This is a genomic window from Sphingomonas sp. (genome assembly GCF_026460985.1).
In the GTDB taxonomy this organism is placed as follows: Bacteria; Pseudomonadota; Alphaproteobacteria; order Sphingomonadales; family Sphingomonadaceae; genus Sphingomonas.
Genome location: NZ_JAPKNM010000102.1, coordinates 42,432 through 65,981 on the forward strand (window position 1 = coordinate 42,432; position 23,550 = coordinate 65,981).

Annotated in this window: 20 protein-coding genes; 4 read left to right on the plus strand and 16 right to left on the minus strand. The window is 69.1% G+C overall.

What is annotated here, in order from left to right; translation table 11 throughout:
• Genes MT490_RS16970 through MT490_RS17040 form a run of 15 tightly spaced genes read right to left on the minus strand, consistent with a single transcriptional unit; the run spans position 1 to position 16,881 of the window.
• Positions 1-2,619 carry a phage tail protein gene (locus tag MT490_RS16970; RefSeq protein ID WP_297390391.1) on the minus strand — a complete coding sequence of 873 codons (2,619 nt, stop codon included), beginning with the start codon at positions 2,617-2,619 and terminating at the stop codon, positions 1-3.
• Positions 2,619-4,895, minus strand: coding sequence for a baseplate J/gp47 family protein (locus MT490_RS16975; protein ID WP_297390393.1), 2,277 nt, complete (start codon positions 4,893-4,895; stop codon positions 2,619-2,621). The genes MT490_RS16970 and MT490_RS16975 overlap by 1 nt, the downstream gene beginning before the upstream one ends.
• A complete protein-coding gene (locus MT490_RS16980; protein ID WP_297390395.1) occupies positions 4,895-5,281 on the minus strand; it encodes a GPW/gp25 family protein in 387 nt (128 codons plus the stop codon). The genes MT490_RS16975 and MT490_RS16980 overlap by 1 nt, the downstream gene beginning before the upstream one ends.
• On the minus strand, positions 5,278-7,335 hold the full coding sequence (locus MT490_RS16985; RefSeq protein ID WP_297390396.1) for a hypothetical protein: 2,058 nt from the start codon (positions 7,333-7,335) through the stop codon (positions 5,278-5,280). The genes MT490_RS16980 and MT490_RS16985 overlap by 4 nt, the downstream gene beginning before the upstream one ends.
• Positions 7,332-8,048 carry a phage baseplate assembly protein V gene (locus MT490_RS16990; RefSeq protein WP_297390398.1) on the minus strand — a complete coding sequence of 239 codons (717 nt, stop codon included), beginning with the start codon at positions 8,046-8,048 and terminating at the stop codon, positions 7,332-7,334. The genes MT490_RS16985 and MT490_RS16990 overlap by 4 nt, the downstream gene beginning before the upstream one ends.
• A complete protein-coding gene (locus MT490_RS16995) occupies positions 8,048-9,121 on the minus strand; it encodes a contractile injection system protein, VgrG/Pvc8 family (RefSeq protein WP_297390400.1) in 1,074 nt (357 codons plus the stop codon). The genes MT490_RS16990 and MT490_RS16995 overlap by 1 nt, the downstream gene beginning before the upstream one ends.
• A complete protein-coding gene (locus MT490_RS17000) occupies positions 9,121-9,282 on the minus strand; it encodes a hypothetical protein (RefSeq protein WP_297390402.1) in 162 nt (53 codons plus the stop codon). The genes MT490_RS16995 and MT490_RS17000 overlap by 1 nt, the downstream gene beginning before the upstream one ends.
• 10 nt (positions 9,283-9,292) lie before the next feature.
• Complete coding sequence (locus MT490_RS17005; RefSeq protein WP_297390404.1) at positions 9,293-10,066, minus strand: peptidoglycan-binding protein; 774 nt, start codon at positions 10,064-10,066, stop codon at positions 9,293-9,295.
• Positions 10,063-10,536 carry a phage tail protein gene (locus MT490_RS17010; RefSeq protein WP_297390406.1) on the minus strand — a complete coding sequence of 158 codons (474 nt, stop codon included), beginning with the start codon at positions 10,534-10,536 and terminating at the stop codon, positions 10,063-10,065. Before MT490_RS17010 ends, MT490_RS17005 begins: the two co-directional genes overlap by 4 nt.
• A 1-nt stretch (position 10,537) precedes the next feature.
• Complete coding sequence (locus MT490_RS17015) at positions 10,538-12,724, minus strand: phage tail sheath C-terminal domain-containing protein (RefSeq protein ID WP_297390408.1); 2,187 nt, start codon at positions 12,722-12,724, stop codon at positions 10,538-10,540.
• Positions 12,725-12,728: 4 nt separating this feature from the next.
• Entirely contained in the window at positions 12,729-13,181 is a 453-nt protein-coding gene (locus tag MT490_RS17020; protein WP_297390410.1) for a phage tail protein, read from the minus strand.
• 11 nt (positions 13,182-13,192) lie between these two features.
• Positions 13,193-15,100 (minus strand): phage tail sheath subtilisin-like domain-containing protein, encoded by a 1,908-nt coding sequence (locus MT490_RS17025; RefSeq protein ID WP_297390412.1) that lies wholly within the window; start codon positions 15,098-15,100, stop codon positions 13,193-13,195.
• A gap of 19 nt (positions 15,101-15,119) precedes the next feature.
• The gene (locus MT490_RS17030; protein WP_297390414.1) at positions 15,120-16,001 is read right to left on the minus strand and encodes a hypothetical protein; all 882 of its coding nucleotides are present in this window, start codon (positions 15,999-16,001) and stop codon (positions 15,120-15,122) included.
• A complete protein-coding gene (locus tag MT490_RS17035; RefSeq protein WP_297390416.1) occupies positions 15,998-16,582 on the minus strand; it encodes a DUF4255 domain-containing protein in 585 nt (194 codons plus the stop codon). The genes MT490_RS17030 and MT490_RS17035 overlap by 4 nt, the downstream gene beginning before the upstream one ends.
• The gene (locus MT490_RS17040; RefSeq protein ID WP_297390417.1) at positions 16,582-16,881 is read right to left on the minus strand and encodes a hypothetical protein; all 300 of its coding nucleotides are present in this window, start codon (positions 16,879-16,881) and stop codon (positions 16,582-16,584) included. Before MT490_RS17040 ends, MT490_RS17035 begins: the two co-directional genes overlap by 1 nt.
• A 552-nt stretch (positions 16,882-17,433) precedes the next feature.
• Here MT490_RS17040 and MT490_RS17045 point away from each other — a divergent pair.
• The 3 genes from MT490_RS17045 to MT490_RS17055 all read left to right on the plus strand — a co-directional run bounded on the left by MT490_RS17045 (position 17,434) and on the right by MT490_RS17055 (position 20,644).
• Positions 17,434-18,111, plus strand: coding sequence for a response regulator transcription factor (locus tag MT490_RS17045; RefSeq protein WP_297390419.1), 678 nt, complete (start codon positions 17,434-17,436; stop codon positions 18,109-18,111).
• Positions 18,112-18,513: 402 nt separating this feature from the next.
• Positions 18,514-19,620, plus strand: a complete 1,107-nt coding sequence (locus MT490_RS17050; protein ID WP_297390421.1) for a DUF47 family protein — start codon at positions 18,514-18,516, stop codon at positions 19,618-19,620.
• Positions 19,621-19,630: 10 nt separating this feature from the next.
• Positions 19,631-20,644 (plus strand): inorganic phosphate transporter, encoded by a 1,014-nt coding sequence (locus MT490_RS17055; protein WP_297390422.1) that lies wholly within the window; start codon positions 19,631-19,633, stop codon positions 20,642-20,644.
• On the opposite strand, the gene MT490_RS17060 is transcribed toward MT490_RS17055, so the two are convergent.
• A complete protein-coding gene (locus MT490_RS17060; RefSeq protein ID WP_297390424.1) occupies positions 20,641-21,567 on the minus strand; it encodes a helix-turn-helix domain-containing protein in 927 nt (308 codons plus the stop codon). The two genes, MT490_RS17055 and MT490_RS17060, sit on opposite strands and share 4 nt — an antisense overlap.
• A 235-nt stretch (positions 21,568-21,802) precedes the next feature.
• Here MT490_RS17060 and MT490_RS17065 point away from each other — a divergent pair, with 235 nt between their 5' ends.
• Positions 21,803-23,416, plus strand: coding sequence for an alpha-L-fucosidase (locus tag MT490_RS17065; protein WP_297390426.1), 1,614 nt, complete (start codon positions 21,803-21,805; stop codon positions 23,414-23,416).
• Positions 23,417-23,550 lie beyond the last annotated feature (134 nt).

Here is a 23,550-nt window from a genome sequence, read left to right on the forward strand (position 1 = left end):
TCAGCATGCGAGCCGCGCGCGGTCAGGAGTGAGGGGAAGCCCGTCGGGGCCGATGAAGCTCTCGCCGATATAGGCCTTGCCGAGGATCGCCGGCGGCAGCAGCTCGGGGGCGCGGCTTCCGGCGCCGATCGCGGTGTCGTAGCCCAGCCGCGCCTCGCCGATGCGGTTCATCGCGAAATAGAAGCGGATGTCGAAGATCGTGTGCGCGGGCTTTTCCAGCTCGATGATCCGCCGCGCGAGCGCATCGCGCCGGCGGAGCGTCTCGGCGTCGGTCGCGTCGGTGGCGCTCACCGGCAGCAGCACCGAGAAGCGATGCGCGGTGCGATCGATCGGGAGCAGTTCCTTCTCGAACTCCTCCCAATCGGCGCGGGCCTTGACCGTCGCGAGCGCGGTATCGGCGAGCGAAACCTCCCCGAAGCGCTTCCAGTTGCTGCCATGCGCCTGGTTGAGCGGCAGGATGCGGCGATAGCGGCCTTCGAGGAAGCGCTGCCACAAGGCACGATTGTGCGAGACGAGCTTGAGGAAATCGCCCCAGGCCGCGGCGAAGGCAGTGGGCACCGACAGGCGCGGCAGCGTGGTCATCGGCGCCGTGGAGCCCCGCGCCTGCTGGAAGGCGATCCAGTTGGCGCGCTCGGTGAGGCCGGCATCGTGCGTCGGCGGATCGATCACGCCGCTGCTGTCGCCCGCGCCGATCCGGCCGAGCGTGCGCGTGCGATAGCTCTCGACGATGCGGATCGCGCCCTCGCAGCTGCAATCCGCGTCGCTGAACAGGGTACCGTCGAGCGGCTGGCCGAAGGCGAGCGCGAGCGCGCTCTCCAGCCCGCGCATCGTGCCGCGCCAGCCGAAGAAGCGGATCGCGTGCGCGATGAACAGCCGCCGCCGTTCCTCGCTCCACGAGGGATCGAGCGCGACGTCGAACCATTCGGCGAGCCAGCCGAGCGCTTCGACCGGCGCAGTGCGCGTGTCGAACAACGCCTGGGCGGTGATCATCCGCGCCTCGATCACGCTGGTCGTCCCCTGCATGTTGGCGAGGAAGCGTTCGAGGAAGTCGGCGGGCTCGGGATCCTCGCGATAGAGCGCGGGGAGATAGCGCTCGGCCCAGGAGACGCGCGGCCATGAGGCGCGCAGCGCGCGCAAGCGGGGGCTGGAATCGCCGTCGCTCGACAGCGTCAGCCGCACCTCCATGAAGCGCCCCTCGATCCGCTGGAACAGCAGTTCGAAGGTGCCGTGCTGGGCGAGCGGATCCGTCGCGACCAGAGCCGCCGCCGAATGCGCGGCGAGCTCGCTGCCCGAGCGCGACAGGATCGGCGAGGGCTGGGCCAGCCAATCGCCGAGCGCATCGGCCTCGTCGCTCGCCCGCGCCTCGACCAGGATGCGCGTGCCCGGCGGCACGCAGCCATCGAGCCGCAGGCGATCCCACACCGCGCTCGGCGAGCCGCTGTCGAACAAGGGTGTGCGGAAGCTGGCGAGCCCGCGGAACTGCTGGCGCGGCTTCTCCACCACGCGCGGCCAATTGGGTATCGGGCCGCTGTCGTAGCTCGCATTGCCTTCGACCGAGACCAAGGCGCGGCCGCCGTGACGGCGCAACGGGAAGCTCTCGGCGGTCTCGCGAAGTTCGATCGCGCCGTTCTCCTGCTCGACGCGGAAGGCGCGCAGCTGGTTGCCGGTCTCGTCCGAGACGAGAACGCGCAGCACGCTCTCGCTGCCGCGCAGCAGCACCTGCCCCGCGACCATGTCGTGCGGCACGAAATCGAGCGGCAGCGCCGCGGGGGGCGTGCCCTCGCTCGTCCAGAGGTACAGCGCCGCCGGTGCGCGCGACAGCACGGCGACGGCGCCGCCGGGCAGCGCCGAAATCGCGATCGGATCGATCGCGGGATCGAGCGCGGTCAGGTCGTGCCCCTCGGCGGCGATCCCCGGCGCGCGCGTCCGCGTCTCGCCCGTAACCGGCTGGAACAATTCGGGCACCTCCGGCCCCAGACCGCCGCCCACGAGCGTGGCGCGCGCGTCGAGTTCGAACAGGCGCTTCGCCGGGCCGTCGAGCAGCCACAATCCGCTGTCGCAGCGCGGCTCGAGATCGGTGACGGTGGGCGCCCCTTCTTCCGGCCAGTCGAAGTGCAGCGGCGTGCCGCCGGCGACGAGATCGAAGCTATCGAGACCGCGGTCGCTCGCGGCGATCAGCCAGCCGTCGCCAGTCGCCGCCAGCGCGCGATACTTTGCCGGCACCGGCACGCGATCGTCGTGCGGCACGAAGAGCCGGGGCACCGGGCGTTCCGCACGTGGATCGGGCCAGAAGCGCGTGACCGAGCCGTCGCCGCGCGAGCGCACGAACAGCTGCCCGGCATCGTCGCCGATCCAATAGACGTTGCCGAAGCGGTCGGCGGCGGCGGCGCGGCGGATCTCGGGCGAGAGCGGCGTCTCGCCCGGCGTGAACGCCAGCGGATCGCGCAGCGGCGCCAGCGTCAGCTCGTTGCGCTCCTCGTCCCAGCCCGGCGCGGTCTCGGGCTGGTCGCCTATGGGGAGGTCCCAGACCATTTCGAGCGTGGTCGCGTCGTCCATGCGGCCGCGTGCCCAGTCGAGCTCGCCGAGCAGCAGATGGAAGCGCTGGCCGTCGGCGTTCATCAGCATGTCTCCGCGACGACGGGCACGGGGAGCAATTGCGGCCCCGTCGGTGCTGGCGACGAGCCGATGTCGCCGCGCAGCAGGCTGATGTCGATCGGATCGCCGCCGACCACCGAGATGCCGGCGAGCTCGGGCAATTCGATGCCGGTGATCGAGATCGCGTCGACCTTGCCGCCGGTATCGAGCGCGAGCTGGATGTCGGCGACCTCGACCACGCCGGGCACGCGAGCCGCCTCGGCCATCAGCGCTCGGGCATGGACCGGGCGGCCGAGCGGCCAGCCGCGCAGCGCGGGATCCACGTCGGGGCCGTAGAGCGGTCCGTCTGTGGTCGAGAAGTCGCTGCCCTCGGGCGGCAAGGGACTCAGATAGGCGCGCAGCCGCACCTTCACCGCGTCGGCGACCTCGGCGATGGTATAGCCGCCGCCGACCTCGATCCCGACCGAGACCCAGAGCCTTTTGTACACGGGGCCGCGCAGCACCAGCTCGGTCGTCACCAGCCGGCGCGGATCGAGATAGGCGCAGAGCGCGTCGAGGAAGGGCGCGTCGGGACGCGGCGCGGCGGGATATTCGGGGTCGTAGCGCGGCGCGACGAGCAGGGTCACCACGCCGGGCACGGTGCCGATCGCGCCGGGAGCGAGATCGGGATGCCAGGCCGGGAGCACGTCGACGCGCCCGATCGACACGCCGGGGGTGCGCCAGGCAATGCTGCGGAAATCGGCCTCGGTGACCAGCCGGTCGCGATGCTGGAGCATGCGCTGGACCTGCTTCTCGCCCGAGCGCACCGTCTCGGCATCGGTGCCGCCCCAGGTCGCGATCGGATTGGTGCCGGTATAGCCCTGCGGCGCGAGCGGGCCGACCTTCAGTGCGTTGGGGCCGACATTGCCTTCCTGCCCCTCGCTATATTCGTAGCGCGCATAGAGCCGGTCGCCCGCGCCGGGGCGCCTGCCCGCCAGCCCGTCGCCGAAGCTGACGATGCCGGCCTCGGGGTCGACCCGGAACGAAGTCGCCGGGGCGAGCTGCCGGGTGGCGCCGGGAACGGGGACCTCGGGCGCGGCGGCGAGCAGGTCGTCGATCGCGCTCCACTCGGTCTCCTGCCCCTCGGGCGAGATACTGACGATCGCGACGCTGCCCTCGAGCACCGGCGCCTTGGCCAGCTGACGGACCTGGTCGGGGCTGCCGTCGCCGTCGGGCAGGCGCTCGGCGCGGATCGTCTCGAACTGGCGGACGCCGACGGCGTTGATCCCCGCCCAGCGCAGCCGCACCTCGGCCGCCGAGGAGGCGCGGACGCGGATCCAGGTGACGAGCGTCTCGGCGATCGCGCTGTCGTCGATCGCGGGGGGCAGCTCGCCGACGCCGGCCTCGAACGGGTCGAGATTGTTCCAGAGCCTGAGCGCGTCGGCATCGGGCAGGCCGATCTCGACCACGCCGGTCTCGCGCGAGGGATCGAAATCGGCGCGGGCATTGAGCGCGCGCCAGTCTGGCGCGGGCCGGCCGTTCACGAACAGCAGTTCGCCGTTCGCCGCAGGGCGGGCGATGTCGTAGCGCAGCAGGTCCGCAGGCGCGGTGGTGGCGCCGCCGACGGGAATGGCGAGCTGCTCGACATCCTCGGCGGGCGCGAGGCCGAGCGACAGGCTCCGCCCGGCGATCGCCTCGCGGACGAGCTTGGTGGGATCGTCGGTCGCCGCCAGATCGTCCTTGCGCGCGACCAGGGCGATCCACAGTGTGCGGTCGATCGTCTCGGCAAGGTCGAGCGGGCCCTGGGCGGGATCGAAGGGCGCGCTCTGGTAGAGGGTGAGGTTCGCCGGCAGCGTCGTGCCGTAGGAGGCGTAGAGCAGCTCGTAATATTGGCGCAGTTCCGGGGTCGGGTCGATCACCGGGCGCTTGACGAACAGCTTCGCCTCGACCGGCAGCACGTCGAGCCCGGTGACGGTGCGGAAGGGCATCTGGCCGGCGAGCAGCTCGAAATCGCGCTGGATCGTCTGGGTGGCGAGCGCGCCATTCTCGTTGCGGAAGGCGACGAGCCCGCGCGCCCCGCTCGCGGTGCGCAAGGGGATGCCGAGCAGCTTGAGGAACTTGGCGCGGTTGCGCTCGGGGATCTGGTTGGCGCGGTAGATCAAATTCTCGGTGAGGAAGGCGAAGAGCTGGACGATCGTGACGCCGGGGTCGGACGGGTTGAAGTTGGTCCATTCGGGCGTGTGGACGGGTACGCGGGCGAGCGTCTCCTCGACCAGGGCGCGATAGTCGCGATCGTCGATGCGGGGCGCAGGCAGCGGCATCAGCTTCTCCCCAGCGGGATCGAGACGCTCGTCCGCTCGGCCGCGCCGGTCGCGACGAGGCGATAGGCGATGGTGGCGAGCGCGGCGGTGGCGTCACTTGGGTCGGGCACGACATCGACGCCGTCGAGCGCGATGCGCGGCTCCCAGCGGCGCAGCGAATCCTCGATCGAGGCGGCGATGCGGACATGCGTGGCGGGATTGTTGGGCTCGAAGAGATAGCGCCCCAGCCCCGCGCCGAAATCGGCGAGCTGGATGCGCTCGCCCGCCTCGGTCTTGAGGATGATCGCGATCGACTCGCGGACATTGGTCTCGCCCTCGGACCAGCGCATCCGGCCGTCGGGACCGACGCGCGGGGGGAATCCGAGGCTCTTGCCGAAGGGGCTCATGACGGCTTCCCCTTGAAACGCGGCAGCGGGAAGCAGGCGATGAACCAGGGCACCCAGCGGAAGATGAAGTCGAGCAGCATCACGATGCAGATCAGCAGGATCATCGCGCAAAGGGTGATGATCGGGATCGACAGCGAACAGATCATCCCGATCTCGACATTCTGCCCGCCCTTGCACCCGCCGGTATTGCCGCCGCCGCCCGCGTCGATGTCCTTGTGGAAGGGCCAGGGCAGGACCTGGAGGACGAGATCGATGAACCCCAGCCCCTTGGCGCGCTGGACCTGGCCGCAGAGCAGGTCCGACATCACGAACGCCGCGCCGCGCCCATGCTTGCGCAGCCCCGCCGGACTGGTGTCCGCGGGCAAGGTGATCGTGATCGGGCGCACCGGCGCCTCGGGATCGAAGAAGCTGGCGAGCCGGAACCGCTCGCTCGCCGACGACAATGTCGGCGGATGCAGCGGCCCGCAATCGGCGTTCATATGGACCATCCGGATCACGAACAGCCCCTGGTCGCCCGCGGTCTTGATCATCACGTCGCGCAGCTTCATCGCATGCGGGATCGGCTGGGCGCCCGCCTCGTCGCTCAGCGGCAGCGCCCGCGCGAGCAGCGCCGTGAAGCGGTCCAGCTCCTCGGCGTCGCGGTTGGTGGTGTCGAGCGGCGACAGGATGACCGGCGTGTCCGCCGAAATCGGATCGGGCGTGTCGTCGGGAAGCGCGACGGACGCCATCACCGCCTTGTAAGGGCCGTCGGGCTCGGCAACCGAGCCTGGGCCCGCGGGGAACGGCGCTACCTTCAACCCGGCGAGCGGGAAGTGGAAATCGGGCCAGCCCGCATCGCTTTGGGTGCCGCTGCCGTAGTGCTTCGTCGCGGCTTCGAGCCCGTCCTCGAAGGCGGCGACCTTCTGGAGCGCCACGCGCATCGAGACCGCCATAGTCTTGCCCGACATCGCCGGGATCAGCGCATTGGCGTTGGCCTTTTCGAGGAAATCCCAGACCTCCTGCTCCTGGGGGGTGTGTCCCGTCGCCGAGGGATTCACCAGCTTGGCCTTCACGCCCGGAAGATTGGCGTTGATCCATTTGCGCAGGTCGAGCAGCAGCAGCCACGACTGGTGCTGAAACTGGTAGTTGTAGTTGCGAACGCGATCGAGCCGCTCACTGGCCGACTCGTTCGGACTCGACGCCTTGGTGGAGAACTCGGACCCGGCCTTCATCGCGGCGCGGACCAGCGCCTTCCACGGTTCGGTGAACTCGATGCGGAGCTGCGCGGTGCGCGCGACCGTTGTGTTGGGCCTGGCGGCGGGCGCCGGCGGATTGAGCGACGCCTTCTGCCCCGCAGCGAGCGAGACCGGCGTGGTCACCACCGCCTTGCCGAGATAGTCCTCGCGCCGCGCGGTCGGGATCATCCCCGCCCAGATCGTGCGCGGCCTGCCCTCCTCGTCGCGGTGCTGGAGCGGGAAGAGCGGCAATTGCTCCTCGCCCGGTGCGAGATCGGTGCCCGAGGCGACGCGCTGCCAGCGCGCCTCGTCGCCTTCGCGGACATAGGCATATTCGACCAGCTGGGCCGGATCGGAGGGGGTGTTTCCCGCCACGGACAGCAGCCGCCGGATGACGAATCCCACCGTCTCGTGTCCACCCTCGACCGCGCGCTCGGGGAGGCCGGGGACCTGGCAGGCGAGCGTGCCCGCGACGAGATAGTAACGCTGGTGCGCCGGCTGATAGAGCTTGAGCTGCTTGTTGGCCGGCGGCGCGGGCGGCGGCGCCGAGGGCGCCGAGCGCCAGAAGCGCCTGCGCTTGGCCTCCTTCATCGGCGCGGGCAGCGGCACGCGCACGATCGGGTCCTTGAGGTCGACCGCCAAGGGCGGATCGCGCCACGTCTCGTACCGCGCGATCCGATCCGAGATGCGCGCGGGCTCCTCCGCCAGGGTGGCGAGCAATTGCTCCATGAAGTCGTCGCTGGCGAAGCGCAGGATCTGCGGGCGCGCCTGGAACGGGGTGGTCCCCCGCCAGAGCGGACGCGGCGCCTGCCACGTCACCTTATGCGCGAGCGCGTTCACCAGATATTCCCCGCGCCGGGGGTGTAGGTGGTCGAGATCACCGTGTTCGAGATCAGCGTGTCGCACTTCACGATGCCCGAGAAGGTCGACATGCCGGCATCGACCTTGACCATGCCGGCGGAGACCGCGACCTGGCTGGCGTTGACCGTCACCTTGGCCGCCGCGGTGATCGTGATCCCCGAGGTCTCGAGCTTGACCGAATTGCCGTTCGAATCCTCGATGGTGACGGCGCCGGGGCCGTCCTTCATCGTCAATTTCTGCCCACCGGGGGTCTCGAGCTTGAGCGTCTCCTGACCGCTCTTGTCGTCGAGCGTGATCTTCACGCCGTTGCGGCTGCGGATGACCTTGAGATTGTTGCCGCTCGACATCGACTGGGGCGGCTTGTCCTTGCCGTTCCACAGCCCGCCCAGCACATAGGGCCGTCGCGGATCGCCATGCTCGAACGCGACGAGCACTTCGTCGCCGACATCGGGGATGAACCAGCTGCCGCGATTGTCGCCGGCGAACAAGGTCGCCATCCGCGCCCAGGCCGAATAGCCGTCGCCGCCGCCCGCGTCGGGCGCCCAATCGAGCTTGATCTTGACGCGCCCCTGCCCGTCCGGATCGTCGATATCGGTGACGGTGGCGACGACCACGCCGTACCAGCGCCCGCCCCAGCCGTCGCTCCGGCGATCGAGGAACTGCATCTCGCCGCGTTCGAGATCGAGCAGCATCACGGTCTCCCCAGTCCGGCACGCTCGCAGCGGAACTCGCTGCGCATGCCCATGGCCTGATCGAAGCGGTGGGTGACCGCGGTGGCGCGATAGTCGCCGTCGAACAGCTTGCCCAAGCCCGTGAGCGCCAGCGTCGCGCCCACCCGGAGCGTGGCCTTGGTCTCGGCGACGCCCTCTCCGGTGACAAAGCGCCGCGCCATGTGGCGGAAGCTCGCCTCGGCGACCGCGCGCGCCTCGGCATCGTTGCGGGGCAGCGCATGCGCGATCGTGTCGACGCGCTCGCCGAAGGCGGACTTGAGGATCTTGGCGCCGCCATCGGTCGACCCGGTCTCGCTCGACACCGCGGAGTCGGTCGCCTTGTGCTTGGCCACCGCCTTGTCGCCGACGTTCCAGCCGCTCGCGACCATCGCGGTGCGCTGGCTGGCGAGATCGGCCTCGACATGGAATTCGCGGAGCGATCCCGCCCAACGCAACTCGACCTTCTCGGCGGGGCGCAGCTTGGCGAGGTGGAGGTTCGTCCCCTCGACCCAGACCAACGCGTCCTCGCGCCGCGCCAGATCGTGGAGCAATGCGAGATCGCTCTGGTTGACCTGCGCGATGCAGAGCTGGCTCGCGCCCTGCGCGTCGATCCTGGGCGACAGCCCGTGGTCCGACGCGACCTTCCGCGCGACGTCGACGATCGAGGCGCGCTCGAAGGTCCGCGTCCGCCGCGTCATCCGGAGGTCCTGCAGCCGATCCTCGGCGAGCACGCCAATGGTCGGCGGCGCGCCGTCGGCGAAGTCCGCGGTGATCGCGCTGATCTTGCCCTCGAACAGCAGGTCGTCGCCGAGCTTGACCTTGAGCGGCTTGCCGAACTCGATCGTCTTGCGGTCGAAATGCTGGAAGCCCGGCGTGTCGCCGCCGCCCCAATTGCCGAACACCAGTTCGGCGCGGGCCATGCCCTCGACGCTGTCGGCGAGCTCCATCGTGATCAGCGCGGATTCGAGCTTGTCGACGCGCGCGCCGTCGATCTCGATCGTCGGGCGCGCGGGCCGCATCGGCAGCGGCGTGACGTTGGAGGCGGCGGCGGGCATCAGTGCGCCCTCAGCCGTGCCTGGCGCTGCGCGATGCGGCGGAGCGGCGGCCGCAGCTGCGCGGCTTCGATCTTCTGCGGGGCACCCTCGCCACCCTTGTCGGCCTTCTTCTCCTGCCCGGGCTCGGAGACCGCTTCGAATTCGTTGATGACGACGGCCATGCTCCGCTCCTCAATTGATGCTGACCGACACGCTCGCCGAAAGCTTCGGCGGCGAGATCGAAGGCGGCTGGATGTTGGCGCCCGCGGAGAAGCCGATCCCAGCACCGGCCCCGGCATGCACGTCGATCAGTTGCCCGGGCGAGAGCCGCAGCGGATCCTCGATGCCGTTGGCGGCGGCCATGCCCTTCCAGTCGGACTGGCCGTTCTTGGCCGCCATGCTCTGCGCCGTGTCGCCCTGCTTGGCCTGCGACATCGGCTTCTGGCCGGGCGACGAGGGCACCTTGCCGTCGCCCTTGAACTCGGCGGTGAGGATCTTCTGCTGTCCCAGGGTCAGCGTGATCTGCGCGCGCAGCGGCTTGCCCTCGGGCGAGAAGAATTCGAGGCTCTCCTCGAGCCCCTCGACGATCCCGTCGAACAGGAAGGATCCCCAGACGAAGCGCGTCGCCGGCGGGACCATCTTCTTCTTGTCCTTCTTGTCCGGCGTCGGGGTCATGAAGAAGATCACCTTCTGGGTGAGCCGCCGCACATCGTCGACGGCGTCCTCGGTCATCGCGGTCACGTCGAACCACAAGGTCAGCGCGAGCTTGGTGGTGCCCGCACCGACGAACTGGCGCCCGGTATTGCCCGCCGCCTGGTCGCCGCCCTGCGGCTGGACGAGCTGGTTGGCGAAGGTGACCTTCAAGGTCTCCGGGTTGAACTGGACGCTGACCTTCTGCCCGCCCGGCTTCTCCTTCTTGAAGTCGTCGTCGAGCTGGATCAGCTGGGCCTTGGCGAGCTCGGTCATGCCGCGGCCTTTCCGGGCACGAACTTGAGCGTCTCATAGGCGATCTGGAGCTCCTCGATCGCCACCGCGCCCGCGGTGGAACTCAAGGTCGGGGCCTTCATCTTGATCGGCACGCAGCGCGAGAGCTGGAAGCGCGCGCGCTCACTTCCGTCGGGGCCGAGGATCACCACCTCGGCATCGGCGCGCAGCCGCGGATCGGCGACCGAATCCTCGAACCATTTCCACAGGTCGAAATTCTCGGTCATGCCGCGCTTGAGCGTGAGGTTGGCATAGGCGACTGCGCCGTTGACGCGGATCGCGCGGTTGTTGGCGCCGCCTTCCTTGATGGTCTTGACGTCCATCGTCATCTCGAGCCCGTCGCAGTCCGAGAAGGCGGCCTCGACCAAAGGCTTGCCCTCGCCAGCGCGCATGATCTCCACCGCGAAGTTGAAGGCCATGAAGGGATAGGGGCGCGGCTTTTCGTCGGGCATGTCAGCGCTCCTCCGCGACGGTGAAGCGCTCGCCGGCCTGGGCGAGGACGAGCGTGAGGAAGCGCAGCGGCTGGGCGGGCGCGACGGCGATCTCGATCACCAGCCGGCCGTTCATCCGGTCGCTCTCGGTCGCGTCGACGCTGAGGCGATAGCTGTCCGCCTTGCCCTTGCCGGCAAAGGCGCCGCGGCGGACCATGTCGTCGAGCATGTGGCCGAAGCTGCGCTCGATCGCGCGGCGCGTGGTATCGCCATTGGGCTCGAAGACGAGGGGCGCGCCGCGGCGGACGCACACCCGGCGCAGCAGGCTCATGAGTCGGCGGACATTGACCTCGCCCCAGTCATATTCGCTCGACAGCGTCATCGCGTCGCTGGCGACGAAGCCGATGGGCGCGCGGCGGACGAGGTTGACGCGGGCGCGGGCGAAATCCTCGCGGTCGCGGTCATGGACGACCGGCGAGAGCGCGACCATGTCCTCGATGGGGATGTTGGCCGGCGCCAGCCAGGCGCCGCGCTGCCGCGCGCGGCGCGCGAAGGTGCCTGCCACGGCGCCCTCGGGGGGCACGACGAGCCAGTCGGGCGCGACGGCGCTGCCGATCGGCGCGGCGATCCAGGGGTGATAGAGCGCCGCGTGGCTGAGCGCGCGGACTTCGTTCTGCGGCAGCCTCTTGGCCAGGGTCGCGACGTGCTGCGCGGCGTCGAACGCGCGATAGTGGCGCGGGAGCGAGAGCAAGGCGAACTGGTCGCCGATCGCCGCGCAGGCGCGCAGCAGCGCGATCCGGACCTTCAGCAGCGGCTCGGGGTCATAGCCGGCCTCGCCGACCGCCTCCCAGGCGCTGTCCTGCACGAGGAAGCCGATGACCGAGGCCTTGCTGACATTGCCGTCCAGTTCGGCGCGGATGCGGTAATAATAGGCGCCTTCGCGCTCGACCTGGACGCGGTAGGTCAGCGCCTCGCCGCGCCAGATCTCCTCGGCGCCGGCGAAATCGGCGCGGCCGGATTCCTCGAGCACATAGGTGGCGCCGGGCTCGGAGGCCGACCATGCGAGGTCGACCGCGCCGGCGGGCTGCGGGCTGGTCACCTCGTCGAAGATCGGGGCGAGCAGCAGGCGGGTGCCGCAGTCGAGGAAGCGCGTCGGATCGGGACGGCCCATGCCGGGCACGGCCTCGGGAACCGCGCAGGATCCGAGATGGTCGCGCCACCGCGCGGGGATCTCGCCCTGCTTGTCGACCGGCGGAGTCAGCGGTTCGGGGAGGCGCGGCGACCAGCCCGGCTGGACCGCGTCGGGCACGGCGATCATGCTCGGCTCGGCGAAGTCCGCTCCGCCCGGCACCGCGAAGGCGCCGTGGAGGCCGAGCAACGGCACGCCGTCCAGGTCGCGCATCCGCGCCGCGGCCTCGCCAAGCGCCGCGACCGAAGTGGTGGCGAGCGCGGGATCGAGGAACAATTCGGCATCGAAGCGCGACAGCCCATCACGCTCGAGCGGGGTGCGGCCCTCGGCGTCGGCGCCGACGGCCTCGGACCAGAAATCGGTGAGCGCGCCCAGGTCCCAGTCGGCGGGCGTGCCCAGGGGCGCGAGCCAGCTCCGCGGGCCGGCTACCGATTGGGGGTCGGCGTAGAAGGCGTCGTCGTCGGCCTCGTTCCACCAGCTGTCCGGGTCGTCGGGCGACACGCCGAACGGGCCGCTGACCACCCCCACCCCGCCGCGCTCGGCGCGGAGCATCAGCCGGAGCCGCCCGGCGCTGCGCTCGACCCGGGCCGAGACGCGCATGTCGTCGGCCCAGCTGCCGACGCTGCTCGCCCGCACCTTCGCGCCGGGGATTCCGGCCAGGGTAAAGGTGCGCGCCACCGCGACATGGGCGGGCGAATAGTCCTCGCCGCGCCAGCGCCGCTCGAGCGCCTCGGTGCGCGCCACCCGGATCACCCAGGCGCGCGTCCCGCCGTTCGAGAAGAAGCCGCGCACCGACGGCGCCAGCGCCGCGGTCACCGGCGTCTCGCCATGCGCGAGCACCAGGTCGCCGCCGAACACCGCGGCAAAGGCGTCGACGCCGTCTATCGCGACGGGCCGGTGCGTCGGCCCGCGCTCGGCGAAGCCGACGAACAGCGCCACGTCCATCCGCGGCAGCGCGTCGGGAAACGCCGGCGGCGGAACGGCTACGGCGATGCCGGGAAGGAGGCGACGCGGGTACAAGGCGTCACTCCATCTCGAGCCGCTCATAGGCGAGCACCATCTCTTCCATAGCGACGTCGGTGCCCTTCGCGTTAAACGGGCCCATGGTCGACTTGATGATGCGGGCGCGGAGCAGCTTCCACGTCACCACCGCGGCGCTGTGGTCCTCGTTCTGCAGCGTGACCTTGACGGTGCGGAGGGCGTTCTGGTTGCCGTTCCGGATATCGTCGAGCCACTGGTAGAGGTTCAGCGAGCCGATCACGCCACGCTTCATCGTGACGTCGGTCGACTTGTTCATGCCGGTGATCTTCATCACCGAATTTTCCTTGGAATTGCCCGTCCGATATTCGGAGACGGTCACTTCCATGCCGATGCCGGACAGCTCCTGGAAGCCGGCGGCCGGCCCCTCGGTGTTGCCGTCGCCGATGTCGACGAGGAAGTTGAACTGGACGTACGGACGGTCGCGCGGGACGGCCATGATATCTCTCCTCAGATCTTGCGATCGGCCGTCCACTGGCCGATGCGGAAGATGACGAATTCGGCGGGACGGAGCGGCGCGACCCCGACCAGGCAGACCAGCCGGCCGTTATCGAGGTCGTTCTGCGACATGGTCGAGCGGTCGCACTTCACGAAGAAGGACTTCTCGGGCTTGTCGCCGAGCAATGCGCCGTTCTGCCACTCGTTGAGCAGGAAATCCTGGATCGTCGAGCGGACGTTCGCCCAGAGGCGCTCGCCATTGGGCTCGAACACCGCCCATTGGGTGCCCTTGTCGATCGAGCGCTCGAGATAGGCGAAATAGCGCCTGAGGTTGACGTACTTCCACTCGGGGTCGCTCGACATGGTCCGCGCGCCCCAGAGCCGCATGCCGCGCCCCTCGAAGAAGCGGAAGCAGTTCACCCCCTCCGGGTTGAGCACTTCCTGGTGCGCCTTGTTGAGCAGCGCCTCGAAGCCGATGGCGAGCGTCACCACTTCGTTGGCGGGCGCCTTGTAGACCGCGCGGTTGGTGTCGTTGCGGGCATAGATGCCGGCGACGAAGCCCGAGGGCGGATAGTGGTTCTCCTGCCCCGTCAGCGGATCGAGGATCCGCACCCAGGGATAATAGAAGGCCGCGTGGCTGCTGTCGTAGAGTGCCCGGAGCGCCCGCACCTCGGAGATGGTCTGCCCCTTGGCGCTGTCGACCACCGCGATGCGATATTTCATCCGCTCGGCATGCCCGATCAGATTGGCGACGATCGCCCGCGAGCGCGGGCTCTCGGTCACCATGCCGCCGGGCGCGGCGACGATCGAGATGTCCTCGAGCGCCTCGAACGCGACCAGCCCGCTCGAGCGGTTGGTGGTGGCGTTGGTCTCGCCGGCATAGGCCGCGGGCAGCGGGATCGCGCCGTCATCGCCGCCCGTGAGGCGCACCACGACGCTGCGTGCCGCATTGCTGCTCTCGCTATCGAGCAGCACGGTGTCGAGCTGCTCCGGCGGCGAGCTCGCGAGGTTGAGATCGTGCAGGTCGCGCAGATCGTCGAGCACGTCGAGCCCGTTGCTGGCGAAGTCGCCGATCACGATCGGGATCGTCCGCGCCCGCGACAGGCTGGCGGGCGTCTCGGCGAAATAGGCGAAGAGCGAGTCCGGCGTGCCGCCGCGCTCGTGGAGCGGATCGAGCGGCAGCTCGGCCGCGACGAAAGTCGGCAGATCGTTGGTGACCGGCTCGACCGTGACCGTGACCGTGACCACGCGCACGTCGAGCGGATCGACATCGGGGTCAGCGGGCGCCGGGAAGAGCGGCGCGAGCTCGGTAGCGGTGTCGAGATCGTCGTCGGCGTCACCCAGCTTCCAGGCGCGGTTGAGCTCGTCCCAGAGCAGAAGGCGGAAGCCGTTCACCGGCGCGCCGACCCAGACGACGTCGCGATTGGCGGTGCCCTTCAGCGAGACCGTGTCGTCCGGGTTGCGCGCGAGCCGGTTCTGGCCGAGCGCGAGGGTGAAGGTGACGCGGCCGTCGCCGGCCCTACCCGGGAAGCGCGCGCGCACCGCGAAATCGAGCCGGTCCGCCGGCGATCCGCCCCCCTCGGCGGTGTCGGCGACCGCATAGCCGGAGAGCTCGTCGGCGCTCGACGGCGTATAGGCGCGGGCTACGTAGCAGCGCTTGCCGCCTTCCTCGAAGAAGGCGCGGACCGCGTTCCACATGTAATTGTCGGTCTCGCCGCCGTCCGAGAAATCGAGCTTGGCCTTGCCGCCATAGGCCCGCTCGAACTCGACCAGGCTGGTGACGATCTCGGGCTCGATGTCGATCGGGCCGTAGCGCGTCGCGCCGACGAAGCCGGTGGTGGTGGTGGAAACGCCTTCGATCGACTTCGCGCGGAAGGAGACTTCCTCCACGAACACGCCGGGCGCGAGATATTCGGGCATCACGGTTCTCCTTGGTTGCTCATGACGCCGCCATGACGAGACAGGAGGACGGGCCATCGGGAGTGGAGTCGGTGCGCAGCACGAGGCTGCGCCCGAAGCTGAGCAGCTGCGACGGCAGCGGCTCGGGGGGCGAGACGGTGGACGCGTAGAGCGTGCGCGGATGATCGAGCTGCGCCATCAATTCGGCGAACTCGGGCGGCCGCGCGGGATCGAGGCCGTTCCAATAAGCGGCCAGTTCGATCGACCAGCGGAAATCGGTGATCGCCGGCGGCGAAGTCGCCAGCGACGGCCGCGGCCGCTCGGGATAGGCGAAGAACAACACCGCCCGCCCCTCGCCATCGGCCTGGCCGATCGCGCGGACGGTGCCGGCGTGCGACGCAGTGAGCAAAGCCCAGGCCGCGGGCCCGCCATCGTCGCGGAGCAATTGGCAGCGTATCTCGGCGAGCGGCGCGGGCGCGTTCCGCGCGGCGCTGGAGAAGAGCGGCAGCGCCTCGGGTGAAATCACCGGCGGGCTCTCGTTGTTGGCGAGCGGCGCGAGCAGGTCCTGCGGCAGGCTGCTCCAGCCCGGCCAGTCGACCAGCCCGCGATGCGGCAAGTCGATCTCCACGCGCAGCGGCAGGAACCGGCCCGACGGATCATCGACCTCGACCAGGCAGGGCTGCTGCAGCGTTTCCCAGTCCGGCGTGCTCGCCAGCGTCGCGTCGGAGAAGCCGGGGAAGCGATGCGCGTACCAGACGCCGCTGCCGTTGACGTCGAGCGTCGCGCGCCGCGCCGGGTTGCGCACCGAGGTGACGGTCACGCGAAGCCCCTCGCCGACAAAGGCGCCGGTCGCGACGTCGCGGAAGCGCAGCCCGATCGGCGCCGGGCGGACGACCCGCTCGAGGATCTGCACCGCGGTCACTGGAGCACGCCCATGTCGAGCTCGCGCTCGGTGACGATCGGATATTCGTCGAGGCTCTGCTCGCTGTCGAGCAGCAGCATCCGCATCGCATAGGTCGCCGACGGCGGCATGTTCTTGATGCGGTCCCACAGGGTCAGCTGGTCGGCGATGGTCAGCGGGTCGTTGACCATGTCGAGCGATTCCGCCTCGGCGAAGATGTCGCTCTCGGCGAGGAAGTGGTTGAGCTCGCTGGCGACGAGCGGGCCCAGTTCGTGCATCGCGCGCAGCATCCAGCCGAGCAGCCTTTGCTGGCGCTCGGCATCCTCGGCGAAGGGTACGAGCAGATAATAGAGATCGACCGGCAGCGAAGGCTTGAAGCGCCGGCCGTGGATGTCGGTGCGCGGGCCGAGCGCACGGCGCGAGATGTTGGGCGCGACGCGCCACAGGCAGATCGCGATCCCCTCCTTCATCGCGCTCGCGAAATCCTTCGACTGATAGAGCTCGATGTTGAGCGGACCGCCGAAATCGGCGCTGGGGAAGCGATCGCGCAGCAGACCGAGGATCGTGGCACTGGCCGCGGCGATGGCGCGATAGTTCGCCATCAGGCGTGCCCCGCGACTTGCAGCGCGAGCGCCGCCATCGAGGCACTGTCGAGCGTCACCGGCTGCTGCGCGAAGCTGACGAGGCGTCCCTGACGCCCGTCGCTGGAGATCATCAGGATGGCGAGATCGGGGAGCGCGAAGATCCGCTCGATCGTGTCGTCGCCGGGCGCAGACTGGACGACCAGCAACTGGGCGCCCGATTCGCGCGCCGCGGCGAGCGGATCGATCCCGGGCGCGCTCGGCCCCGAGATCAGGGTGTCGCGGTCGCCTAGCATCTGGACCACGATCTCGCTGAGCATCGTGGGCATCGGGCCGAGCTGAATGCGAATCGCAATCTTCCCCTCCTCCGAAGCTGGTCGCCGCAAGCTTAGAAGGTCCCGGATTCGCGCCTATCGCCCGGACGGACGGCAAAATGGCCCAGCCGGCGGGCCAGACCATTTCCGGAAACCTCAGTGCGCTAGACGAGCGACACGGCGGGCAGGCAGCCCAATGATTTCAAGCAGGATAGACCGATCGGTCTAGATCCAATGGCGGAGAACCATATCCGCCGGCCGGCCAGGCAAAGACCAGACCGCATCGGAAAAGTGGGTACGCCCTTTGCGTAAAGGCCAAACCCATGATAGATTGCTGTCACCGCCGCGCAGTGCACGTGATGCGATTTGCGACAAGGCGGCCTCGGGCCCAAGATAATTTAACATTTACAAGTTCGTTACTTGCGGGCGAGGCAAATACGAAATGAATCTCGTGACTTGCTGTCCGCATCATCCGTTCTCGCGTGTTCGGAGTTGTGAACGATGATTGTGAGCCAGGCCAAGGCCGCAGGGGCAGATGGTTCGATTCGGGTTCTCGTGGTGAGTGACGTCCTGCTGTATCGCGAGGGCGTGGCGCGCGGATTGGCGCAGCTCGGGCGCATGTCGATCGTCGATGCGCTCAGCGGGCGGGAAGCGATCGCGACGCTCGGATCGCTCCGTGTCGACGCGATCCTGCTCGACGCGTCCGCGCCGGAAGCGCTGGTCGTCGCGCGCCAGCTGCGCGCGCTGCGGCCCCAAGTCCCGATCGTCGGTTTCGGCATCGGCAGCGCGGCGACCAGCGTCGCCTGCGCCGAGGCGGGCCTGATCGGCTTCGTCGGCCGCGACGGGACGCTCGCCGAGCTGGAGCAGGCGATCGAGCAGGCGATGGCGGGCGAGGTCGGCTGCGCGCCCCAGCTGGTCGCCATGCTCTGCCGCCGAGTCGCCGCCTTGTCCGGAACCACCGCCGACCTTCGCCCAACCCTCACGCGGCGCGAGCGCGAGATCGCCGCGCTGGCCGCCGAAGGGCTCTCCAACAAGGAGATCGCGATCGAGCTCCGCATCGGCCCGGCCACGGTCAAGAACCACATCCACAACATCCTCGAGAAGCTCCAGATCCGCCGCCGCGGCGCGATCGGCGCCTATTTCCGCGCGCGCACCGCGCAGTCTCCCGCGCCGGTACCCGAGGAATGGCAGCCGGCGAGCCGGGCGATCCCGGATGGGGCATTGGCTGCCTGCTAGGGTTGGGGGGTGCCGACGCTCTACCGTTCATCAGCCGCAGCGACATGAAATTGATTCACGCGGAGGCGCGGAGGCGCGAAGAAGAAGAGGTTCGCGCAGAGGCGCAGAGGACGCAGAGTTGTCTCGCCCGGCTGCGCCAGCAGCCTTTCTGCAACGCGCGAAGCAGAAGAAGGGGCGCGCTGACGCGCGGATACTGCTCTTCTCTGCGTCCTCTGCGCCTCTGCGCGAACTAAATCTCCGCGCCTCCGCGCCTCCGCGTGAAAAAATCAAAGGCCCTTCTCCGACGGCATCCGCAAACGCTCCCACCCCCATCGCGCTTGAATTGGCGCGCGGTACCGGCCATGGCGCGCGCTTCGTCTTGAACCGGCAGCTTGGAAACCCGTCATCCGCCAGATCGCAGCCTTGCCCTATCGAACCGACGGCGTGTCCGCCGACGCGGCGGTGCGCATCCTGCTGATCACCTCGCGCGGCACGGGCCGATGGGTCGTGCCCAAGGGCAATCCGATGTCGAGCATGGCCCCGCACGTGGCGGCCGCGCAGGAGGCGGAGGAGGAGGCCGGCGTGGTCGGCCCCGTCTGTCCCACCCCGCTCGGCTCGTACCGCTATCGCAAGCTGCGCGGCAGCGGGGCTTCACTGATGATGGATGTCGACGTCTTCCCGCTCGCCGTGACGCGCGAGCTTCCCGAGTGGAAGGAGCGGCAGGAACGCGAGCGGCGCTGGTTCACGCTCGCCGAAGCCGCGGACGCCGTGGAGGAGCCCGACCTGCGCGATCTCATCCGCTCGTTCGGCGCGTCCGAGTTCAAGGCTGCAACCCGGCGGACCGGCATGCTAGGCGCCGCCGCCGAAAAATCGAGGTTAGGTCCGATGTTCGCTTGGTTTCAGCGCCTGTTGCCCCGCACGGGCAATTTCTTCGAACTGTTCGAGGCGCATTCGATCACCGTCATGGCCGCCGCGGACGCGCTGGCGCGGCTGCTCGAGGGCGGCCCGGCGGGCGAGGAGCATGTACGCGAGGTCATCGAGCGCGAGCACGATGCCGACAACATCACCCGCGAAGTGCTCCAGACGGTGCGCAAGACCTTCCTGACGCCGTTCGATCGCGGCGCGATCACCAGCCTGGTCGGCGCGCTCGACGATTCGATCGACGAGATGCAGGCGACGGTGAACGCGATCGCGCTCTACGAGGTCGAGAGCTTCCAGCCCGAGATGAAGGACATGGCGGGCATCATCGTCGACGCCGCCCGCCTCACCGCCGAGGCGATGCCGCTGCTCCGCAACGTCGCGCAGAACGCCGGCCGCCTGCACGAGCTCACCGAGCGCCTCGTCCGCATGGAGGGCCATGCCGACGAGATCCATGCCGCCGGGCTCAAGCGCACCTTCAAGGAATATGGCGCCGGCGACACGCTGAAGTTCGTCGTCGATCGCGAGATCTACAAGCATCTCGAGCGGATCGTCGACGCGTTCGAGGATGTCGCGAACGAGATCGACGGCATCGTGATCGACCACGCCTGATCGCCGCTTCATGCACGAGCTCGCCTTTCCCCTGCTGGTCGGCCTGATCGCCGTCGCGCTGGCGTTCGATTTCCTGAACGGCCTGCACGACGCCGCCAACTCGATCGCCACGGTCGTCGCCACGCGCCTGCTCTCGCCCGTCCAGGCGGTGCTCTTCGCGGCGGTGTTCAACTTCGCCGCCTATTTCCTGACGATCGCGATCCCCTCGCTCCACGCCGTCGCCGAGACGATCGGCAAGGGGCTGGTCGACAAGGACGTGGTCACGCCCGCGGTCATCTTCGGCGCGCTCGGCGGGGCGATGTTCTGGAACGTGCTGACCTGGATGAAGGGCATCCCCTCGTCGAGCAGCCACGCGCTGATCGGCGGGCTGATCGGCGCGGGCGTGGCGCATGCGGGGCTGACCGGCATCCATTGGGGCGGGCTCAACAAGACCCTGCTCGCGATCGTGCTGTCGCCGACGCTCGGCATGTTCCTCGCGATGCTCGTCATGCTGGTCAGCTCGTGGCTGCTGCACCGCGCCACCGCGCGGACCGCCGAGCGCAGCTTCCGCAGCCTGCACCTGGTATCCTCGGCGGCCTATTCGCTGAGCCACGGCCTCAACGACGCGCAGAAGACGATGGGCATCATCACCGTGCTGCTCTACTCCACCGGGCGCCTGAGCGGCGAGTTCCACGTGCCGCACTGGGTGGCGATCAGCTGCTATGTCGCGATCGCGCTCGGCACGATGACCGGCGGGTGGAAGATCATCGAGACGATGGGCTCGCGGATCACCAAGCTGTCGCAGCACCAGGGCTTCAGCGCCTCGCTGGCGGGCTCTATCGTGCTGTTCTCGGCCTCGGCGCTGGGCATCCCGGTCTCGACCACGCACACCATCACCGGCTCGATCATCGGCGCCGGAACCGCGCGCCGGGCCTCGGCGGTGCGCTGGGGCGTGGCGCAGAACGTGGTGATGGCCTGGGTGATCACCATCCCCGCATCGGCGCTGGTCGGTGCCGCCTTCTACGCGCTGACTTTGCTCTTCTAGGGCCTGCGCAGCGCGCGGCACTGGCTGGGCGTCTGGCCGAAGCGCGTGCGGAACAGGCGGCTGAAATGCGCGGCGTCGCTGAAGCCGAGCCGGTCGGCGATCGCGCCGATGCGCTCGTCATTCCCCGTATCGAGCAATGCCAGCCGCGCCGCGTCGAGCCGGGCGTTGCGGATATAGGTCTGCACTCCGCCCTCGCACTCGAACAGCCGGTGCAACGTGCTCCGCGACACCTTCAGGCGCCGGCACAGATTGGCGATGGTGAGCGAGGAGGATTCCAGATTGGCGCGGATCTCCTCGCGCGCGCGCGCCGCGGCGCCGGCAGGCGGCTGCGGCATGCCCTTCGCGCCGTCCGACGCGGCATGGACCGCGACCACCAGCAGGTCGAGCAGCGTCCGCGCGATCCGCGGCGCGTCCTCGGCGGCGATCAGCTGCAGCGCCTCGCTGAGCTTGAGCAGATGCGCGCGGAACAAGGCCGCCTCGTCGCGGCCGATCACCAGCCCGTGCAATGCCGCCACCGGCCCGAGCTGCGATTCGGCGAGGGGCCGGGGGATGGCCAGCTGGATCGACCGACAGGCCGACATGGTCATCGTGACCGGCTGCGCGATGTCGAACAACAGGATCTCGCCGGGGTGCAGCACGAACTCCCGCGTCCGCGCGACACCGTGCATCTCGCCTTCGATCAGCACGCCCACGCCGAGGACGTCGATCCGGTCCGCCGCGATCCGCTCGGGCGTCCGCGCGAGCTGCCGCGCGGTACCATGGGAATAGGACACCGGGATCCCGTCGAGATAGACATTTTCCGCCGAGGTGGAGAACGGCCCGATCGGCGTCGAATCGAACAGGGACGCGATGCTGGGCCAGCCACGATCGGTCCATGCTTCGTGACGCTCGGCCGGGGCTATGCCCGCAGTCGAATACCGCACGGGCTCTATGCCCCGCCTTCCCCCCATAGACGCGCTCCGAACCTTAGTGGGAACGCTTGCGAGGAACGCATGCAATTCCGGCTACTTAACAGGCTTTCTACATTAAATGCTGAATTAGGGAACATGGCAGAAACCCGTAGGTACCGATCCCGGGGGCACGGGAGCTTGTATCCGCGCCGCGGCTCCGATATTCTCCACGAAAATATATTTCACAGATAAAAATTGAGAGGGGGATATGCGGCTTACACGGAGACAGGCGCTCGGAAGCTTTGCAGGCGCAGGCGCCGCGAGCCTCGCTCCATCGGCCAGCGCCGAGGTCGCGCCCGACTGGGCCGGCTTGGTCTCCGCCTTCCGCGTCCCCGACTGGTTCCGCGACGCCAAGTTCGGCATCTGGGCGCATTGGAGCGCGCAATGCGTGCCCGAATTCGGCGACTGGTACGGCCGCCAGATGTATATCCAGGGCAACCCCGTCTACGAGCACCACCGCAGGAAATACGGCCACCCCGCCGATCGCGGCTTCCTCGAGATCGAGAATGCCTGGAAGGCGGAAAACTGGGAGCCCGAACACCTCGTCAAGCTCTACAAGGCCGCGGGCGCGCGCTACTTCATGGCGCTCGCCAACCACCACGACAATCTCGACACCTATGACAGCAAATACCATCCGTGGAACACGCTGCGGGTGGGCCCCAAGCGCGACATCATCGGCACCTGGGAGAAGATCGCGCGCGCGAACGGCCTGCGCTTCGCGGTCAGCAACCACAGCGCGCATGCCTGGCATTGGTGGCAGACCGCTTACGGCTATGACGCCGAGGGGCCGCGTGCCGGCGAGCGCTACGACGCCTTCAAGCTGACCAAGGCCGACGGTGCCGGGACCTGGTGGGAGGGGCTCGACCCGCAGGAGCTCTACACGGGCCCGGCGATGGTCCCGCCCGACGGGGTCGCGAGCGCGCAGGCGATGCGCGACTGGCACGACGTCCATAGCGGCCGCTGGATGGAGTTCGCTCCGCCCGAGAACCCGCACCATGTCGCCAAATGGCTGCTCCGCCAGCAGGACCTGGTCGAGAAATACCGGCCCGACATGGTCTATTTCGACGATTTCGGCGTGCCCTTCGGCAACGTCGGGCTCGAGGCGCTCGCGCACTACTATCGCCAGAGCATCGCGCGCGACGGCCAGGTCGAGGTCGTCGCCACCGCCAAGCAGCTCAGCCCCTATCAGCGCACCGCGCTGGTCGACGACGTCGAGCGCGGCTTCAGCGATAGGCTGCGCGACGAGCCCTGGCAGACCTGCACCTGCATCGGCGACTGGCATTACAACCGCGCCCGCTACGAGCAGAAGTCGTACATGCCCGCGTTCAAGGTCGTCCAGCGGCTGTGCGACATCGTCTCGAAGAACGGCAACCTGCTGCTCTCGATCCCGATGCGGGGCGACGGCACGATCGACGGCGAGGAGGAGAAGATCCTCGCCGGCGTTACCCGCTGGATGCAGCGCAACGGCGACGCGGCGATCTTCGGCTCGCGGCCCTGGCGCATCTATGGCGAAGGTCCGACCAAGATCGGCGGCGGGATGTTCAACGAGGGGCAGGTCGAGTTCACCGCCGAGGACGTGCGCTTCACCACGCGCAAGGGCGCGCTCTACGCTGCCTTCCTCGCCTGGCCGGAGCAGCCGGTGACGATCGTCGCGCTGGGCAAGGCGGCGCTGCCCGACGCCGTGATCGAGCGCGTCGAGTTGGTCGGTGGCGGGCAGGTGAAGTTCGAGCGCGGCGCGGCGGGGCTGACGGTCACCCTGCCCCGCGCGGGCGCCGGCGACTTCGTGCCTGTCCTGCGCATCGACGGGCGGGGGTTGGTCTAGGTCGTATCAACATTCAGCCAGCGAGGGCTCTCAATCCTCCCCCGCCAGGGGGAGGTGGCACGCGCAGCGTGACGGAGGGGGCGGAACCCCTGCGCTCAATTGGAGAGTGTATCGCCTACCTCCCCCTCCGACGC

Coding starts and splice junctions, on each gene's coding strand:
- MT490_RS17035 (WP_297390416.1), bottom strand. CDS start 16,582: ATGGCGAACTATCGCGCCATCGCCGCGGCCAGTGCCACGATCCTCGGT.
- MT490_RS16990 (WP_297390398.1), bottom strand. CDS start 8,048: ATGCTGCTCGATCTCGAACGCGGCGAGATGCAGTTCCTCGATCGCCGG.
- MT490_RS16995 (WP_297390400.1), bottom strand. CDS start 9,121: ATGCCCGCCGCCGCCTCCAACGTCACGCCGCTGCCGATGCGGCCCGCG.
- MT490_RS16970 (WP_297390391.1), bottom strand. CDS start 2,619: ATGAACGCCGACGGCCAGCGCTTCCATCTGCTGCTCGGCGAGCTCGAC.
- MT490_RS16975 (WP_297390393.1), bottom strand. CDS start 4,895: ATGCCGCTGCCTGCGCCCCGCATCGACGATCGCGACTATCGCGCCCTG.
- MT490_RS17065 (WP_297390426.1), top strand. CDS start 21,803: ATGCGGCTTACACGGAGACAGGCGCTCGGAAGCTTTGCAGGCGCAGGC.
- MT490_RS17025 (WP_297390412.1), bottom strand. CDS start 15,100: ATGCCCGAATATCTCGCGCCCGGCGTGTTCGTGGAGGAAGTCTCCTTC.
- MT490_RS17010 (WP_297390406.1), bottom strand. CDS start 10,536: ATGCCCGACGAAAAGCCGCGCCCCTATCCCTTCATGGCCTTCAACTTC.
- MT490_RS16980 (WP_297390395.1), bottom strand. CDS start 5,281: ATGAGCCCCTTCGGCAAGAGCCTCGGATTCCCCCCGCGCGTCGGTCCC.
- MT490_RS17040 (WP_297390417.1), bottom strand. CDS start 16,881: ATGCTCAGCGAGATCGTGGTCCAGATGCTAGGCGACCGCGACACCCTG.
- MT490_RS17055 (WP_297390422.1), top strand. CDS start 19,631: ATGCACGAGCTCGCCTTTCCCCTGCTGGTCGGCCTGATCGCCGTCGCG.
- MT490_RS17000 (WP_297390402.1), bottom strand. CDS start 9,282: ATGGCCGTCGTCATCAACGAATTCGAAGCGGTCTCCGAGCCCGGGCAG.
- MT490_RS17005 (WP_297390404.1), bottom strand. CDS start 10,066: ATGACCGAGCTCGCCAAGGCCCAGCTGATCCAGCTCGACGACGACTTC.
- MT490_RS17020 (WP_297390410.1), bottom strand. CDS start 13,181: ATGGCCGTCCCGCGCGACCGTCCGTACGTCCAGTTCAACTTCCTCGTC.